The organism is Lactobacillus corticis, assembly GCF_018327645.1.
Classification (GTDB): domain Bacteria; phylum Bacillota; class Bacilli; order Lactobacillales; family Lactobacillaceae; genus Lactobacillus; species Lactobacillus corticis.
Genome location: NZ_BMAY01000002.1, coordinates 74,039 through 89,387, shown reverse-complemented (window position 1 = coordinate 89,387; position 15,349 = coordinate 74,039). Strand labels below are relative to the sequence as shown.

13 protein-coding genes, 2 tRNA genes and 1 other annotated feature are annotated in these 15,349 nt (G+C 44.2%); of the genes, 6 read left to right on the top strand and 9 right to left on the bottom strand.

Features of this window, described 5'->3' with window-relative positions; translation table 11 throughout:
• Positions 1 to 777 precede the first annotated feature (777 nt).
• Positions 778 to 1,857: an LLM class flavin-dependent oxidoreductase gene (locus tag KI210_RS01725; RefSeq protein ID WP_212780166.1), complete on the top strand. Its 1,080-nt coding sequence runs from the start codon at positions 778 to 780 to the stop codon at positions 1,855 to 1,857.
• A gap of 389 nt (positions 1,858 to 2,246) precedes the next feature.
• Here the strand turns inward: KI210_RS01725 and asnA are convergent, their stop codons facing one another.
• The 4 genes from asnA to KI210_RS01705 form a co-directional block, all read right to left on the bottom strand.
• A complete protein-coding gene (gene asnA / locus KI210_RS01720) occupies positions 2,247 to 3,257 on the bottom strand; it encodes an aspartate--ammonia ligase (RefSeq protein WP_212780165.1) in 1,011 nt (336 codons plus the stop codon).
• A gap of 56 nt (positions 3,258 to 3,313) precedes the next feature.
• Positions 3,314 to 3,559: a binding site (T-box leader), on the bottom strand.
• A 106-nt stretch (positions 3,560 to 3,665) separates the two neighbouring features.
• Positions 3,666 to 3,739 (bottom strand) — tRNA-Pro (locus KI210_RS01715).
• A gap of 5 nt (positions 3,740 to 3,744) precedes the next feature.
• A tRNA-Arg gene (locus KI210_RS01710) sits at positions 3,745 to 3,818 on the bottom strand.
• Positions 3,819 to 3,881: 63 nt separating this feature from the next.
• Positions 3,882 to 4,874 carry a GMP reductase gene (locus tag KI210_RS01705; protein WP_212780164.1) on the bottom strand — a complete coding sequence of 331 codons (993 nt, stop codon included), beginning with the start codon at positions 4,872 to 4,874 and terminating at the stop codon, positions 3,882 to 3,884.
• Between the two features lie 187 nt (positions 4,875 to 5,061).
• Between KI210_RS01705 and KI210_RS01700 the strand changes: the two genes are divergently transcribed.
• The 3 genes from KI210_RS01700 (at position 5,062) to KI210_RS01690 (ending at position 8,633) form a co-directional block, all read left to right on the top strand.
• The gene (locus tag KI210_RS01700; RefSeq protein WP_212780163.1) at positions 5,062 to 6,351 is read left to right on the top strand and encodes an adenylosuccinate synthase; all 1,290 of its coding nucleotides are present in this window, start codon (positions 5,062 to 5,064) and stop codon (positions 6,349 to 6,351) included.
• A 3-nt stretch (positions 6,352 to 6,354) separates the two neighbouring features.
• Complete coding sequence (gene purB, locus KI210_RS01695) at positions 6,355 to 7,650, top strand: adenylosuccinate lyase (protein WP_212780162.1); 1,296 nt, start codon at positions 6,355 to 6,357, stop codon at positions 7,648 to 7,650.
• Between the two features lie 71 nt (positions 7,651 to 7,721).
• The gene (locus KI210_RS01690) at positions 7,722 to 8,633 is read left to right on the top strand and encodes a DMT family transporter (RefSeq protein ID WP_212780161.1); all 912 of its coding nucleotides are present in this window, start codon (positions 7,722 to 7,724) and stop codon (positions 8,631 to 8,633) included.
• Positions 8,634 to 8,667: 34 nt separating this feature from the next.
• Here the strand turns inward: KI210_RS01690 and KI210_RS01685 are convergent, their stop codons facing one another.
• Genes KI210_RS01685 through KI210_RS01675 form a run of 3 tightly spaced genes read right to left on the bottom strand, consistent with a single transcriptional unit; the run spans position 8,668 to position 11,317 of the window.
• The gene (locus tag KI210_RS01685) at positions 8,668 to 9,198 is read right to left on the bottom strand and encodes a ferritin family protein (RefSeq protein ID WP_212780160.1); all 531 of its coding nucleotides are present in this window, start codon (positions 9,196 to 9,198) and stop codon (positions 8,668 to 8,670) included.
• On the bottom strand, positions 9,198 to 9,428 hold the full coding sequence (locus KI210_RS01680; protein WP_212780159.1) for a heavy-metal-associated domain-containing protein: 231 nt from the start codon (positions 9,426 to 9,428) through the stop codon (positions 9,198 to 9,200). Before KI210_RS01680 ends, KI210_RS01685 begins: the two co-directional genes overlap by 1 nt.
• Positions 9,429 to 9,487: 59 nt before the next feature.
• On the bottom strand, positions 9,488 to 11,317 hold the full coding sequence (locus KI210_RS01675; protein ID WP_212780158.1) for a heavy metal translocating P-type ATPase: 1,830 nt from the start codon (positions 11,315 to 11,317) through the stop codon (positions 9,488 to 9,490).
• A 167-nt stretch (positions 11,318 to 11,484) separates the two neighbouring features.
• Between KI210_RS01675 and KI210_RS01670 the strand changes: the two genes are divergently transcribed.
• Positions 11,485 to 12,126 (top strand): Crp/Fnr family transcriptional regulator, encoded by a 642-nt coding sequence (locus KI210_RS01670; RefSeq protein ID WP_212780157.1) that lies wholly within the window; start codon positions 11,485 to 11,487, stop codon positions 12,124 to 12,126.
• Between the two features lie 26 nt (positions 12,127 to 12,152).
• On the opposite strand, the gene KI210_RS01665 is transcribed toward KI210_RS01670, so the two are convergent.
• The gene (locus tag KI210_RS01665) at positions 12,153 to 12,833 is read right to left on the bottom strand and encodes a type 1 glutamine amidotransferase (protein ID WP_212780156.1); all 681 of its coding nucleotides are present in this window, start codon (positions 12,831 to 12,833) and stop codon (positions 12,153 to 12,155) included.
• A 59-nt stretch (positions 12,834 to 12,892) separates the two neighbouring features.
• A complete protein-coding gene (gene thiD, locus KI210_RS01660) occupies positions 12,893 to 13,702 on the bottom strand; it encodes a bifunctional hydroxymethylpyrimidine kinase/phosphomethylpyrimidine kinase (RefSeq protein WP_212780155.1) in 810 nt (269 codons plus the stop codon).
• 123 nt (positions 13,703 to 13,825) lie between these two features.
• Here thiD and glpK point away from each other — a divergent pair, with 123 nt between their 5' ends.
• On the top strand, positions 13,826 to 15,334 hold the full coding sequence (glpK, locus tag KI210_RS01655) for a glycerol kinase GlpK (RefSeq protein WP_212780154.1): 1,509 nt from the start codon (positions 13,826 to 13,828) through the stop codon (positions 15,332 to 15,334).
• The last annotated feature ends 15 nt before the right edge of the window (positions 15,335 to 15,349 follow it).

The following is a 15,349-nucleotide window of genomic DNA, read 5'->3' as shown; positions in this document are numbered from 1 at the left end:
CACTGAGGGCAATGTCATTAAGTTAAGACATTGACGAAGGTTGGACTTTACGAACCGAATTATTTTGATTCGGTCTTTTTCTTTCTAAAATAAAAAGTGAGAAGAAAATGCCACTTCTCACTTCATCTGTTTAAATTTCCAGGTCTTTCAAATAATTTTAGAAAGGGCGTATTATCAATAAAATTGCCACTAATATTCATGCTTTCTCTACTTGGGATAAGGCTTTTACCCGTTGTCGCAAGCTCAATACCGTTGACCTGATTAAGCTAATTCTAAATATGGGAGAATGGCTTGTTGTATTTGGCGCCGATATTTTATCTTACGCCCCTTAGACAGAGGAGAAAAGACACTTACCGAATAAAACAATTCGATAAATGTCTTAAAAAGTGTCGACAGATTTGTCAATGTCTTAACTTAATGGCATTGGTCGAAATCTCGGCTTTTTTGTTACATATTAGTAAAAGTAATCAAAGATATGATTAATAGGGTAAGTCCTATTATTAATACAAATATAGAGGAGTAAAGTAAAATGTTGTTTTGCCGCATTCTTTTCAAAGACAACATTATACCGGAGACAATGATCATAATAATTCCAATAACTGACATGAGACCCATCCTTGTACTATAAATATCCTACATTTAATTCTAAATCACTTAAAACGAAATAGGATTTAAATACCTTTATTTTGTTCAAAATAATTGCTTACTAAAAGTAAGCAGGATATAATCTTGATTATAGAAATAGATGAACTTTTTTCAAGATTAGGAGGCTTACCTATGAACAAAGCGATGAAAGAAAACTACCGTATTGATACTTCAAAAGGTATGGAAATTGGCTTGTACACCTTAGCTGACCATGTCGCTGATCCCAAGACTGGCAGACGTTTGTCCAACCAAGAACGAATCAATGAAATCGTCGAAGCTGCTAAATTTGCTGATCAAGCAGGGCTGGATGTCTTTGGTGTTGGTGAATCTCACCAGGAATACTTTACTGGGCAAGCTAACCAAGTAATTTTAGGAGCAATTGCAGCGCAAACGAAGAACATTAAGCTAACTTCTGCCGTTAGTGTATTGTCAACCAATGATCCCGTGCGGGTTTACGAAGAATATGCGACCTTGGATCTGCTTTCCGATGGCCGAGCAGAAATTGCTGCCGGACGCGGTTCGAGAACCGGGGTTTACGATTTGATGGGTTACAGCGTCAATGATTATGAGGAGCTGTTCGAAGTAAAAATGCACCTCTTAAAGCTGCTCAATGAAGCTAAGCCAGGTGAAAAGATTAATTGGTCAGGCAAATTTAGGGCAGATTTGCGGGAAGCTGAAATTATCCCGCAGCCAAAGGGTGGACATTTACCAGTATGGCGTGCCGTTGGCGGTCCCGATGAATCTGCAATTAAGGCAGGGTTGGACGGTATTCCGATGATGTTGACGACCCTTTCAGGACCAAGCAAGTACTTTTATCCAGGTGTCAAAGGTTGGCGGTTAGGTTTGGAAAAATCAGGTTATGATCCTGCTGATTTTCCGCTAACTATCGCTGGTCTGATGGGGCTTGGAAAAGACACTAAAACGGCTATGGATAAAATGTACCCTTACCTTAATGCTGGCTGGAGTGCGGTTCGTGGCGAGGAATTTCCACGGATTGTCTTTGACCATAGCGTTGGCAAGGAACAGAGTATGATGATTGGTAGTCCTGAGGAAGTTATTGATAAGATCCTCTTCCAATACGAGATGTACCACCACCAAAGATTTGTTGCTGAGATTGATTTTGGTGGGGTACCATTAGATCAAGTAAAGGAAAATATTGAATTGTTAGCTACGAAAGTAATGCCGACAGTAAAGAAGTACACCAAAGAATAACGCAAAAAAAGAGACCGATACAGGTCTCTTTTTGTCTGGTAATAAATTATCTGGTTAAAAAATCAACTAGATGCACAACTTTAATTCCATCAATGCTGCCGACATCATCCCAATTATTAGTAACGACTATTTTTCTATACCCAACCGGTAAGTGGAGAAAATTCTCGGTCTTTTCCAAAAATCTTTAGTATACTTCATATTTCTCGTTTTTTTCCAAAAATCTTTAGTATACTTAAGATTTTTGCGAAAAAGAAGTACACCAAAGAATAACGCAAAAAAAGAGACCGATACAGGTCTCTTTTTAGTAACAATAAGTATAGTATTTTAAGTATTAACAGTATTAAAAAACAGTATTTTATATTTCTTTGAGTAAAACTATGTGGAAAATTTTAAAGTAACTTGATTCCAGCCTCCTTGCAGGTTTCTACCATATCTTTAGGCCAAACGCTGGCTTGCACTTCACCGATGTGAGCCTTGCCTAACAACAACATGCAAAGACGTGATTGGCCAATCCCGCCACCGATTGAAAATGGTAATTCGCCGGCTAACAATGCCTGGTGGAATGGCAATTTCGCGCGATCTTCGCAGTGAGCTTTAGCAAGCTGTTCTTTTAATGATTCTGGACTAACCCGGATTCCCATGCTGGAAATCTCCAAGCTGGTGTGCAGCGGTTCGTACCAGAAGAGCAGGTCGCCGTTGAGTTGCCAGTCGTCATAGTCTGGTGCCCGGCCATCATGCGGCTTGCCACTGCGTTTCAATTTATCGCCGATTTTCATGATGAAAACGGCCCGTTCTTCTTCGCAAATCTTGCTTTCGCGTTCAGCTGGGGATAATTCTGGCCAGCGGTCTTCTAATTCTTGGGTCGTAATAAAGTGAACGTCGGCTGGCAAACGGTATGCTGAGCCGGGGTAGAGCTTAGTTACGGCTTTTTCAGTCTTTTTAATTGCCTTATAAATATGTGCTACTGTGGCCTGCAGGTAATCTAGGGTGCGGTCTTCTTTTCTGATGACCTTTTCCCAGTCCCATTGGTCAACGTAGATTGAGTGGAAGTTATCTAAATCTTCGTCCCGTCGAATGGCGTTCATGTTGGTGTAAAGGCCTTCATGCATGCCAAATTCGTAGTGTTTCAAAGCCCACCGTTTCCATTTGGCCAGTGAGTGAACAACTTCAATTTCGTTGTCTGGCATAGCTTTCATATCAAAAGCTACCGGACGTTCAACCCCATTTAGGTTGTCGTTCAACCCTGTTGCCTTTTCGACAAACATTGGTGCTGACATCCGCTGCAAATGCAATTCGTCAGCTAAATAAGCTTGAAAAGTCTCCCGGATAAAAGCAATTGCAGCTTCGGTATCACGGACTGACAGGCTTGGGCGGTAATCCTTGGGTATAATTAGCGTCATCGCGCTTCCTCCTTAAATATATTTGGGAGAAAAGAAAAGCCCTTCGCTCCCTGAAAGATAGGGACGAAAGGCTTTTTCCGCGGTACCACCCACATTGTCTGCATTTGCAGACCAACTTAATGGAGCACTATCATGCCCCACCGGCGTGGTAACGTACCGGAGACGTCTCTGCTTACTAGGCTGATTGCCGTTCGGCGAGCTGCTCAAAGTGTTTTTCAATAAGCCAGGGTCTACCGACTTCACACCATCGTCGGTTCACTGCAAGAGGTAACTTATTTACTCGTCTTTTTCATAGCTTTTTAATCGTTTGAGATAATAATATAAGCTTTTTCCAAAAAATGCAAGTAAAAATTTGTAAAAAGTCTGAGGGAAAATAAAAACGTCTCTCACTAGGAGAGACGTACGCAATCGGGAAGACAGGATTTGAACCTGCGACCCCCTGGTCCCAAACCAGGTGCTCTACCAAACTGAGCCACTTCCCGGAATGTGCACCCTGTAGGAGTCGAACCTACAACCTTCTGATTCGTAGTCAGACACTCTATCCAGTTGCGCTAAGGGTGCAATTCATCAACTCAATCAGTATAACATAGTTTTGCTATTTTTTGAGTGATAAATTTAAAAAAATTAGTAGTCGCCGTTCATGATCGTGTTTTTGACAATTACGTAGTCGACCTTGCGGATAGAATTCAGATCCCGTCCACCAGCATAGGAGATAGATGATTGCAAGTCTTCCTGCATTTCAACCAGCGTATCCTTGATGGAGCCACGATAGGGTACTAACATTTGCTTGCCTTCAACGTTGCGGTAAGCGCCTTTTTGGACCTCGCTGGCACTGCCCCAGTATTGTTTGTAGTTCTTGCCGTCAATTTTGATGATGTGGCCAGGAGATTCCTCATGCCCTGCAAGCATTGACCCAATCATGACCATGCTGGCACCAAACCGGACTGATTTGGCAATATCGCCATTGTGGCGAATTCCGCCGTCCGCAATTAATGGCTTGCTGGCAACCTTGCTGCACATTCTTAAAGCAGCTAACTGCCAGCCGCCAGTCCCAAAACCGGTTTTTAGCTTGGTGATGCAGGCCTTGCCGGGTCCAACGCCAACTTTGGTGGCATCGGCACCGGCATTTTCTAGCTCGCGAACGGCTTCTGGAGTAGCGATGTTGCCGGCGGTTAAAAATGATTCAGGCAATTTTTCTTTGATGTACTTGATCATCTTGATAACGTAGATCGAGTGACCATGAGCAACGTCAATGGTAATGTATTCAGGAATATTTTGACTTTCCGCCAGTTGATCAATAAATTGATATTCGCTGTCCTTGATACCAACTGAAATTGAGGCAAATAAGCCTTTATCGTGCATGCGTTTAATAAAATCAAACCGTTTTTCCGGTTGAAAACGGTGCATCACGTAATAATAGCCATTTTCTGCCAGCCAAACAGCTAGGTCTTCGTTAATGACGCTTTCCATATTAGCTGGAACAACAGGGATTTTAAATGTTCGGCTTCCAAATTTGATGCTGGTATCCGCATCCCGCCGGCTTTTGATAATTCCTTTGCTCGGGACTAATTGGATATCATCGTAGTCGAATGCTTCCATACTAAAATAATTACTCATTTTGGAACTCCTTCCGGGCAATTTCTAACGGAAACAACTATACGCAAGTCAAAGAGCGTTGTCAAGAAAAAAGCGAACTATAAAAAACTTAGTAAAAACTATAATTCGGAATTTTATTGACTAATATTCTGGGTATTGCTAAAATGTGTGACGGAAATAATATGGAACTTTATATGAGGTGAACAATATGACAGTTGTAGCAGTTGTAGGCAGCCAGTGGGGCGATGAAGGAAAAGGTAAAATTACCGACTACCTGAGCCAAGAAGCAGATTATGCCGTTCGGTCAAACGGGGGCAATAATGCCGGCCACACGATCGATTTTGACGGCAAGAGCTTCAAGATGCGGTTGACGCCATCAGGTATTTTTGCCGCTAAGAAGGGTGCAGTTATTGGTAACGGGGTAGTTATCAATCCGGAAGTGCTTTTAGCAGAATTGAAGAATTTAAAGGCCAACGGGATTGACACCAGTGATTTGAAGATTTCTAACCGGGCCCACATCATCATGCCTTACAACATTTTGCAAGACGTTTACCAAGAAGAAACTAAAGGCAAGAACAAAGTCGGCACTACCAAGAACGGGATCGGTCCAACATACATGGACAAGGCTTCGCGAATTGGGATTAGAATGTGCGACTTGCTTGAAAAAGACACTTTTGAAGAAAAATTACGGTTCAACTTGGAAGAAAAGAACCAGTTGTTCACCAAGGTTTACGGTAAGGAACCATTAAAGTTCGAAGACATTTTTGAAAAATACTACCAATATGGTCAAGAACTGAAGCAGTATGTAACTGATACTTCCGTGTTAATTAATGATGCTATCGATAATGGCGATAAAGTCCTGTTTGAAGGGGCTCAAGGAATTATGTTGGATATTGATGAAGGGACTTATCCATTTGTTACTTCATCTAATACCATTTCCGGCGGGATTGCCAGCGGGATCGGCATGGGTGCCAACCGTTTGCGCACCGTGATTGGGGTCATTAAGTCATACACGACCAGAGTTGGTGCCGGTCCTTTCCCAACTGAATTGAAGGATGAAGTTGGTGACCGAATTCGTGAAACTGCTCATGAATATGGAACGGTTACCGGTCGTCCGCGGCGGGTTGGCTGGTTTGACTCAGTTGCCTTCCGTCACGCTAAGCGGGTTGCTGGGATCAATGCTTTGAGTTTGAACATCTTGGATGTATTCAGCGGTTTTGACACGATCAAGATTTGTACTGCTTATGAACTTGACGGCAAGGAAATCGACTACTACCCAGCAAGCTTGAAGGAATTGTACCGCTGCAAGCCAGTATATGAAGAATTGCCTGCTTGGGGTGAAGATATCAGCCAAGCTAAGACTTGGGAAGATTTGCCAGAAAATGCCCACAAGTTCCTGAAGCGGGTTGAAGAAGTAACCAAGACGCCACTTGTGACGGTATCTGTTGGGCCTGACAGAGAACAAACGATTGTTTTAAAGAATCCATGGGAGCTGTAAAAAATGATTGATCGCTACACTCGCCCAGAAATGGGTAAAATTTGGACTGACCAGAATAAGTATGAAGCTTGGCTGAAGGTTGAAATTGCGGCAACGCGTGCCTGGAACAAGCTGGGTGAAGTGCCGGACGACGATTTGGCTAAAATTGAAGAAAAAGCTAGTTTTACGGTTGACCGCTGCCATGAATTAGAAGCCGTTACCCACCACGATGTAGTTGCTTTTACCCGGACCGTTTCTGAGAGTTTGGGCGAAGAGAAAAAGTGGATCCACTATGGTCTGACTTCAACTGATGTTGTTGATACGGCTCAAGGCTACCTGCTAAAACAAGCCGATGAAATCATTCGTCAAGACTTGCATGAATTAAAAGACGTCATCAAAGAAAAAGCCTTGAAGTACATGAACACGGTGATGATGGGCCGGACGCACGGGGTACAGGCAGAACCAACCACTTTTGGCTTGAAGCTTGCCCGCTGGTATGCCGAAATTAAGCGGGACATCGACCGTTTTGAACATGCGGCTCAAGGAGTAGAAAGCGGCAAAATTTCTGGGGCTACCGGTACTTTTGCCAACGTTCCGCCAGCTGTTGAAACCAGTGTTTTACAAGAATTGGGCTTAACCCAGCAGCCGGTAACTAGTCAGGTTTTGCCACGGGATCTGCATGCGGAATACTTGGCCATGCTGGCCTTGATTGCTACCAGCATTGAAAACTGGGCAACTGAAATTCGCGGTTTGCAACGCAGCGAAATTCATGAAGTTGAAGAACACTTCCGTCCAGGCCAAAAGGGGTCGAGTGCAATGCCGCATAAGCGTAACCCGATTGGTTCAGAAAACCTTTGCGGCATGGCGCGAGTTTTGCGCGGACAGATGCTGACGGCTTACGAAGATGTAGCTTTATGGCATGAACGCGATATTTCCCACTCCAGTGCTGAACGGATTATTTTGCCGGATTCAACTGAAGGCATTGACTACATGCTGCATCGCTTCAAGAATATCTTGAGCACTTTAGATGTTTTCCCCGAAACCATGAAGGAAAATATGAACAAGACTTATGGCTTGATTTACAGCCAACGCCTATTGCTCAAACTGATTGATGAAGCCGGCTTATCACGGGAAAAGGCTTATGATATGGTACAAAAATTGACTGCCAAGTCTTGGAACGAACATCTGCAATTCAAGCCGTTGGTTGAACAAAGCGAGATTATGAATTACCTTTCTCAAGCCGATGTTGATGATGCTTTTGACTATCATTATCACTTGCGGCATGTGGACGAAATTTTCCACGCCTGTGGCTTAGATTAAGCAAAAAGCTGCCTCAAAGCGGGCAGCTTTTTTGCTATAATAAATCAGACTTTATGTGTAGGGATGATTAAATGACTAAACAACGCTTATGGGCCCTGTTAGCTGCCGGCTCATGCATTATGTGGGGAATTTCCGGACTATTTGGCAAAGCCCTGTTTGAAGCAGCTCCGCAAGCTGACGCCATCTGGCTGTCGCAAGTCCGAATGCTGGTTAGTGGACTAGTAATGCTAGCCATTGCAGGGATGCGTGGCCTGCAGCCGTTAAAGATTTTGAAAAATAAGCAAGACCTGTGGCAGATCGTGGCTTACGGAATTTTTGGCCTCTTGCCAGTCCAAGCCTGCTATTTTATTGCAGTGCAGCTGTCCAATGCTTCGATTGCGACGATTTTGCAATTTCTTGGTCCCTTCTTTGTGATTGCCTATTTAGGAGTGACGAAAAAGCAAGTAATTCGGCGGCTCGATATTATTGCAAGCATTGTCGCTTTTTTAGGGGTAGCCTTGCTATCAACGCATGGTCGGATGGACCAACTGGCAATCACCCCAATAGTGCTGTTTTGGGGAATTTTATCGGCGATTGGTGAAGCCAACAATACTTTATTGCCGATCAAAGTCATCAAAAAATATTCTAGTCTTTTGGTAACTGGGTGGGGAATGTTGTTTTCCGGGATTGCTTTAAGCATTATGCATCCGCATGTGCCCAAAGTTCCCAATACCCCGATGGTGTGGGGATGCGTTCTTAGCGTAATTTTAATTGGAACGATTATTCCATTTCAATTGATGGCTTCCTCGCTGCGTTACATAAAGCCCAGCGTAGCCAGCATGTTGGACGCCTTTGAACCACTGTCGGCGACGATTGGCTCGGTGCTGGTTTTCGGTTTGCAATTGACGCCGCTTGACTGGTTAGGATCAGTGATGGTGGTTGTGGCAGTGCTTGCCTTAAATATTATGCCGAAGAAAAAGCCGCTGCCAACCAGCCGAAAATGAACAATCAAAAACGAGGCCTAAAAGCCTCGCTTTTTTAGTCTTCTTGATATAGACCGCTAGTAATTTCGTGATTAAGAAAATGCTGACCTAGGGCAATTTGTTCCTTAATCCAAGCGTATAATTTTTCGAGCACCAAAATCTGACCGTAATGTTGTTCTTGTTCTGCAAGAGCAATCGCCTTTTTAATAAACAACAGCTGCGTGTCGAAATCCTTGATCAAATCAAACAGCTGGTCGTCACTGTTGTGATATTTGTTAGCTGCATCCTCGGTTAACATGCTAAATTCTTGAAAAGCACTGCTGGTGGTAGGGATGAGGTCATCTTCAGCCAATAAGGCTTGGTTCAGCTGGTCAATAAAGGCCAATTCTTGCTTTAACCAACTTTTCCCCTGGTCTTGTAAAAAGCTCGAGTAGACGCCTTTGGCAAATAAGCGAGCCTGCTCAATTTTAAAGGCGTGAATGACGAGATTGGAGGTAATGTGGCCGATCATCGCACCAGCAGTTGGCTTGTGATGCTCGCGCTCGCTTCTAGCTTGTTCAGCTTGGTATGGTGTTAACTCACTCATTAATTGGCCTCCTTTACTGAAGTCTTTTTTACCTCATAGCCTAATTGACTAATGGTGTTTGCAATTGTTTCCGTAGCTAATTTTTGATCATCGTAATTGGCTTTTACCTTTCCAGAGTTGAATAATACTTTAACATCCTGAATGCCATCTAATTGTTTAACGGCATTTTGAATTTTTTGCATGCAAGATGGGCAAGTTAAGGTACCCAATTGAATAGTTGCTTGTTTCATAATAATTTCCTCCTTGAGCATATTATTGAATAGGTCCGCTTAGAAAAAATTGATTGCAATCAATTTGCCTTAATTTTTAAAAGACGCATCCCGTTGAAAATAACGAGCAAAATGCTTAATTCATGAACCAGCATGCCACTGGCCATATAAATAAAGCCGGTGAACAAGCCGATGAACAGCAGCAAAACCGTGAGCAGGGCTAAGGCAATGTTTTGCTTCATATTGTTGACGGTGCGCCGAGCAAAAGTTAAGGCCGTTGCTAGTTGGGCAATGTCAGACTTAACTAAAATCATATCGGCTAAATCGATTACCGTGTCAGAGCCGCTCCCCATGGCAATTGCCAGATCACTGTTAGCCATGGCCACACTGTCGTTGACTCCATCTCCGATAAAAGCGACATGATGGCCTTGCTGCTGAAGCTGTTTAAGGTAGTTAGCCTTATCTTCTGGCAGCATATTGCCCCGAACGTCGGTAAAACCAAGCCCCTGGGTCATTTGAACGACATTTGCCGTTTTGTCGCCGGAAAGCATGATTAACTTGTAGTCTTGTAGCTTTTTTAAATCATGAGCTAAATTGGGCCGCAGGGAATCACTGATTGCCACTCCCAGCTGCAGTTTGCCGTCAACTGCCAATAAGACATGTGAAGCCGCTTCTGGCAGCGCCAGTCCAGTAGTAGCAATATGATATTGCTGAAGCAGCCGTTCGTTGCCGACGAGCACCTGCTGGCCATTAACCACCGCCTTAATGCCTAAGCCGTTAATAGTAGTGCTTTCTGTCACCGGATAGAAGGTATCTTCTTGATAAAAAGCCTTAATTGCTTTAGCTAAAGGGTGGTCAGATTGATTTTCGACACTAGCCAAAATTTTTAGCGCTTCGGATTGACCAGCGGAGAAATTTTGGACCTGGGTAACCTTGGCCTGACCGGTTGTAATAGTCCCGGTTTTATCAAAGACCAAGGTGTCAATCTGCGTAGCTTTTTCTAAGACGCCGCCGCCTTTAACAACAATTCCGCGCCGGGCTGCTGAACCTACGCCCGCCACCGTTGAAACCGGCACGCCGATCACTAAGGCGCCGGGGCAGCCTAAGACCAGCACGGTAATTGCCAGGCTGAGATTTTTGGTTAACAAGCCCAAGATTAAAGCAAGCAGGAGAACCAAAGGGGTATAGTATTGGGCAAATTTGTCAATGGTTTTTTGGGTTTGCGTTTTGCTGTCTTGAGCTTCTTCGACTAATTCTAATAACTTGCCGAAAGTTGAATCTTCGCCTACTTTTTCTGCTTGGATCGTGAGCGTACCGCTAGCAACCAGCGTACCGGCGAAAACCTTGCTGTTGTGAGTTTTATGTTTGGGTTGGTATTCTCCCGTAATATTTGCTTCGTTGACAAAGGCATCCCCGCTAACCACTAAACCATCAACTGGGATTTTGGCACCATTTTTGGCTAAGAGCAGATCGCCAGGAGCCACCTCATCAATATCGACTTCTTCATAGCTGCCAGTCGCTTGGTCGGTAATTTTCATAGCAGTTTGCGGAGTGAGCGCGACGAGATCCTTAATGGCCTTCCGGGTTTGGTTGAGCGTGCGTTTTTCTAAAAATTCGCCTAGTGAAAACAGCCAGACAACCATGCCAGCTTCTTCATATTCGTGAATGAAGAGGGCTCCCAGGATCGCCAGGGAAATTAAGAGTTCAATCCCGATTGTTTTGTACTTTAGAGCTTCGCTGGCTCGCAGGATTAGGGGAAGTCCGCCAAGCAGGGTAACTACCAGCATCGTCCCATCAAAGACTAGCGGGAGGTGCCAGAACTTTCCAGCAAAGCCTAACGGCAGCAAAATTGTCATGGCAAGCAGCAGGGAGTTTGCATGACGCTGCATGAATGTCAAAAGTTTGGTCATAATTATTGTTCCTTTCGTAAAAATCGTTATGACCTAAGCTTAGGGGGCTTTGCACTTTTTGAAATTGAGGCTGATCAATTTTTAGTTAAAAAAATCTTGATCAAAATCAATTTATTTTTTAGCAGTTTTAGCTAAAATAAAGAAAAATAATTAGAAAGGAAATAATCATGCCCCAGCTTAATCAGTTATGTGTCACCAAAGTTCCGCTGTTTAAAACTCTAGCTTTGCCAATCCAGGCGCAAATAGAAGGATTAATTCGTCATCGGCATTTTGAGCGCGGAGAACAAGTGCTAGGGCCTGAGGCCGAAGGAAGTTTGCTGATTGTTGAAGAGGGCAAGGTAAAACTATATCGGCTATCGGCTGATGGCAGCGAACATTTTCAAAAGTTGCTAGGGACAGGAGACTATGCTGGGGAAGCCGGGTTGTTTGCGGCTGGTGCCAATGACTTTTTTGCGGAAGCAGAAAGTGACGCCGATGTCTGCTTGATAACCTATCATGACTTTATTGGTTTATTAGAGCAGCACCCAGCCGTTACGATGGCGCTGCTACAGGCAACCTTTAAGCAAAACCAGCAACTAAGCTTGCAGGCGAAGCTGTTAACAATTAGCTCGATTGAAGAGCGGGTGCTGGAATACCTTAATAGTCGGGCCCAACCAAGCGGCCGGCTTAACTTGACCGTGAAATTTAAGGACCTGGCTTCATATTTGGGAACGACGCCAGAGACCTTGTCCCGGAGTCTAAAGAATTTAGAGCAAAGCGGAAAAATCAAAAGACAGCAGCGACAAATTCAACTTTTAAGTGAAATTTAAAAACGAGGCCTAAAAGCCTCGTTTTCTTATGCTTTTGCAGTTTCTTGAGTCCGCTTTTTGTGTCGCTGAATGATCTGCTTCATAATGGCATTAGCAACATTGACATTTTTTAAAAGTGGCCCATGGGAATAGGAACCGATGAAATTACGGTAACGCATCCCTTCAACCTTGTCTTGCGGATTATTGCCATAACCCTCAATCATTTCGCCCAATGGGTGCAGCATATCGGTATTATCAAAGTAAGTTTGGCCAGAGTGGTTTTCAAACGCCTTTACTTCGCCCCATTCAGTTTGATAGCGGGTGTCGCCGATCATCCGCTTGTCAGCTTTAAAGACCGTGTGCAATGGGAAAATATCCAAGCCCTTGATCGTGGTGCCAGAGACGGTCTTGTAGTAGGTTCCCATTAGTTGGTAGCCCCCGCAAATCGTTAACATAGGGTTGCCAGCTTGAATGTATTTATTCAAAGTTTCCCGGTGTCGCGGCAAATCTTTAGCTACGACCGTTTGTTCAAAGTCCTGGCCACCGCCAAAAAATACGAAATCATAGTCGTCCGCATTAAATTCATCGCCTAATGAAACATTATCTACTTGGACATCGTAGCCTTCGCGACGTAATAAAAAACGCAGGATTTTGACGTCTCCTGAATCACCATAGGTGTTCATCAAGTCTTCGTATAAATAGGCTATTTTGATTAACTTGTCTGCCATTTTGCTTCTCATCCTTATTCAGTCTTGTTTACAAGTATAGCGCAAAAGCCCGCTGCCCGCTATTTTACCGCTTTTTGAGCTACCCAATGATTGATCGGCCCGAATTTTGAGCCAACCGGAATTGGGTGGGCAATTGCTTCATAGGTAAAGTCTTTTCCGATAGCAACAGCTTGCGCAAGCTCATTGCCTTTGGCAAGTTCAGCGGCAATAACGGCTGAAAGCGTGTCGCCAGTGCCGTTGATGTGCGTAGTATCCACATAAGGCTTCTCCAGCCACTGGCTGCTGCCATCTTCTAGCAGCAAGTAGTCTCTTACGGTGCTTGAGCCGGTACCGTGCTTGCCTTTCATCAGCACGTTTTTGGCTCCCATCTCTTGCAATTTTTTAGCACCAGCCATAATCTGACTGTCGCTGTCCATCTTCATGCCGGTAAGTTTTTCTTGTTCAAAAAAGTTCGGCGTGATAATTTCTGCTAGCGGCAGCAAGCGATCGAGGAAGGTTTGATAGGCATCATCGTCTAGCAGCATCGCGCCATGTTTAGTGATGATTACCGGGTCAAGCACAACCTTGCCAAAATCGTATTTAGCTAAGTTGTCAGCTACGCAGTCAATGACTGCCTTATTAGCCAACATGCCTGTTTTTACGGCGCCAATATCAAAGTCTTTAGCCAAAACTTCAAATTGCTTGGCAATAAAATCAATTGGCATTACTTGTTGGGCAAAAATTCCGGTCGAATTTCCGGCAACAGCCGCGGTCATTAAGCCCATCCCATAAACGTTGCGACCGTAAAAAGCGTGTAAGTCGGCGGGCATGCCAGCACTGCCGTCAGAATCGTTACCAGCAATAGTAACTGCGATTGCTTGTTTGTTCATATATAAACCTCCCCTAAATCTACTACTACTAAAAGTATAGCTTAAACTGCCAATATATATTGTAAATTTCGTCTAAATTTCCTAAACTTGATAGGAAAGCGCTTATGATAAGGAAGGTTTGGCATGACAAAGAAGAAATACGTCATGGCGATAGATGAGGGCACGACTTCAACTAGAGCCCTAATTTTTGATCATCAGGGAAAAATTGTTGCCTCAGCGCAACAAGAATTTCCGCAATATTTTCCAACTCCTGGTTGGGTAGAGCATGATGCTCGTGAAATCTGGCATGCCGTGCAGACTACGATTGCGACTGCTTTTATTAATTCCGGAATTCGGCCAGATCAAATTGTTGGCATTGGGATAGCCAATCAGCGGGAAACAACGGTGGTATGGGACAAGCAGACTGGTCGACCGATTTATAATGCGGTGGTCTGGCAGTCGCGACAAACCACAGAACTAGCCGAAAAGTTGAAACGTTCTGGCTATAGCGAAATGATCCGCAAAAAAACTGGACTTTTGATTGACCCCTACTTTAGTGCTACTAAAATACGGTGGATCTTGGACCAGGTACCTGGTGCGCAAGAACGGGCCGAAAAAGGTGAACTGCTGTTTGGCACCATTGATAGCTGGCTGGTTTGGAAACTAACTGATGGCAAGGTGCACGTTACCGACTACACCAACGCTAGTCGAACGATGCTCTTTAATATCCATACGCTTGCCTGGGATGATGATATTTTAAACTTGCTTAACATCCCGCGAGCAATGCTGCCGGAAGTTCGTTCCAACTCAGAAATTTATGGCGAAACAGAATCCTATACCTTTTTAGGAGCCAAAGTGCCTATTTCCGGGATGGCCGGAGACCAACAAGCAGCTCTTTTTGGCCAGTTAGCTTTAAAGCCTGGTATGGTAAAGAATACCTATGGCACGGGCTCGTTCATTGTGATGAATACAGGGCAGACACCCACTGATTCTAACAATAATTTGCTGACGACGATTGGTTATGCGATTAACGGTAAAGTCAACTATGCCCTAGAAGGTTCAGTTTTTGTGGCCGGAAGTGCCATCCAGTGGCTGCGAGATTCAATGAAGCTGATTAAGACGGCAGCGGAGTCAGAACAAGCAGCGCTTGAGTCAACATCTGCTAATGAAGTCTATGTAGTTCCTGCTTTTACGGGATTAGGAGCACCGTATTGGGATCCAGAAGCTCATGGAGCAATTTATGGTGTTACACGTGGAACAACTGACCGCGACCTAATTAAGGCTACGCTGCAATCATTGGCTTATCAGACTAGGGATGTGGTTGATACCATGCAGCTAGATGCCGGTATTAAGATTCCTACCTTGCGAGTTGACGGTGGGGCTTCTAATAACGACTACTTGATGCAATTCCAAGCAGATATTTTGAATATCAAGCTGGAACGGACTAAAATTGCGGAGACGACTGGCTTGGGTGCAGCCTTTTTTGCTGGTCTGGCAACTGGCTTTTGGCAAGACACCGACGAATTGAAGCAAATTTTTGTGGTGGGCAAGTCATTTATCCCTAAGATGGGCAATGAAGAACGCCAGGAGTTGTACGCCGGCTGGAAGCGGGCGGTTGTTGCAACCCAAGTTTTTGCCCATGGTAATTATTAGTTAGAAAGCAGGCAT